The sequence below is a fragment of the Anoxybacillus sp. P3H1B genome, assembly GCF_001560855.1.
GTDB lineage: Bacteria > Bacillota > Bacilli > Bacillales > Anoxybacillaceae > Anoxybacteroides > Anoxybacteroides rupiense.
The window spans coordinates 1-1,761 of the sequence record NZ_LPUG01000004.1 but is presented as its reverse complement, the minus strand read 5'-3'; the positions used below and the strand labels follow the sequence as shown (position 1 = coordinate 1,761).

1 protein-coding gene and 1 pseudogene are annotated in these 1,761 nt (G+C 41.8%); both read right to left on the bottom strand.

All coding sequences use genetic code 11. From position 1 onward, the window contains the following. Positions 1 to 116: 116 nt before the first annotated feature. The gene (locus AT864_RS00035; RefSeq protein WP_066145232.1) at positions 117 to 1,226 is read right to left on the bottom strand and encodes an RNA-guided endonuclease TnpB family protein; all 1,110 of its coding nucleotides are present in this window, start codon (positions 1,224 to 1,226) and stop codon (positions 117 to 119) included. A 12-nt stretch (positions 1,227 to 1,238) separates the two neighbouring features. Next, positions 1,239 to 1,628, bottom strand: a pseudogene (tnpA, locus tag AT864_RS00030) (IS200/IS605 family transposase); the annotation flags it as partial. Between the last annotated feature and the right edge of the window lie 133 nt (positions 1,629 to 1,761).

Genomic DNA, 1,761 nt, shown 5'->3' with positions numbered 1-1,761 from the left:
GTGACATACTCCCCCCACCTACGCTTCGCTTAGAGGTGGGGGCTTCTCGGGTAATCCCATCTCATGATGAGAAGTTGACCGAGCGATCCCCGTGTGCCCCACGGTTCGAGGACAAGTTAGACTATCGCTAATCGTTTCATGCCCTCATGTTTGATATTGATGGCCGCATTGACGTCCCTGTCGCTCTCGAATCCACATTCACAGCGGAATGTACGCTCAGAAAGCGATAGAGACTTCCTAACTTTACCGCAGCACGAACAAGTTTTTGATGATGGAAACCATTTGTCGATTTTGATCAGCTTCTTCCCCTGTTCTTCCAATTTGTACCGAAGGAAAGTGATAAACATGCCCCAGCCGTTATCATGAACGCTTTGACCGAAATGGAGGGCTTGGGACATTGCTTTCATGTTGAGGTCTTCAATCACCACGCAATCATACCGTTTCGCTAATTTGTGCGATTCCTTATGCAGAAAGTCCTTGCGCTGATTGGCAATTTTCTCATGCAACTTCGCTGCTTTCAGACGCTGTTTATGCCAACGATTAGAGCCTTCCTTTTTACGAGACCATTTACGCTGTTCTTTCGCTAATTTTTCCAATGCTTTGCGATAGAATCGAGGATAATTGGCTCTCTTACCCTCGCTATCGACATACAGCATATTCATGGAAAAGTCAAGCCCAACAACCGTTTGTACTTCTTTTGGTGCAGGTTGATGTTCGTACTCTGTGAGAATAGAAATATAGTATTTTCCTGTTTTTGTTTTCGTGATCGTACAAGCCTTGATGATATGGTGGGCAGGAATCTCCCGATGTTGCTTGAGCTTGATCCATTTCAGTTTGGGCAGCTTGATATAGCCATCTGAAAGCTTCATGTTGCCATTCACCACATTTGTGGTGTACGACTGTTTCGCCTTGCGGTTTTTGAACTTTGGAAATCCAGCGCGGCCAGAAAAGAAGTTTTGAAACGCCTTCTGCAAGTTCAATTGGGCATTTGCCAGCGCAAGGCTATCCACTTCTTTTAGCCAAGGAAACTCCTTTTTGTACTTGGTAGGGGTCGGAAATTTTTGCTGTTTCAAGGATTCTTTATCGTCCTTGAACTTTTCAAAAATTTGTATGCGTTCTTCAAGCATTTTGTTATACACGAAACGGACACAACCGAAAGTTTTGGCGAGCAGTTGTTCTTGTTCTTTTGTTGGGTATAGACGGAACTGATAGGCTTTGTTTGCCATATCGACACCACATCACTTCATACCTTGATTTTCTATATATTTTTTTATTACTTCAATGGGCGCACCACCCGTTGTAAGCAGGCAAAAGCTTCTTGACCCAAAATATTCTTTCCACCGTTTTCTTTTCACTTTCGGAAAATGCTTTTTGATCAGTCGAGAACTTGCACTTTTATAGGCATTGATGAACTTTGATCGTTCACTATTTGGATGTGCTTTGAACAAAATATGCACATGGTCCATATCGTGATTCCATTCGACCAAGGAAATATCGTAATTTTTACCCAATCTCACAAACATATCTTTTGCATAGTCAGATATGGTATCATCAATCACTTTTCTGCGATATTTTACAACCAGAACAAGATGATAATACAACAGGAACACTGAATGGTTATTATTGTCTCATTTCATTGATACAACGGCCTTTCATTTTTCTAAAACTAATTATATCATAACACACAAAAAAAGAGACCACTTTAGGCTACGCCTAACCGAAATTCATCTCCCACTTTCACTTCGTTTAGAAGTGGGAGAC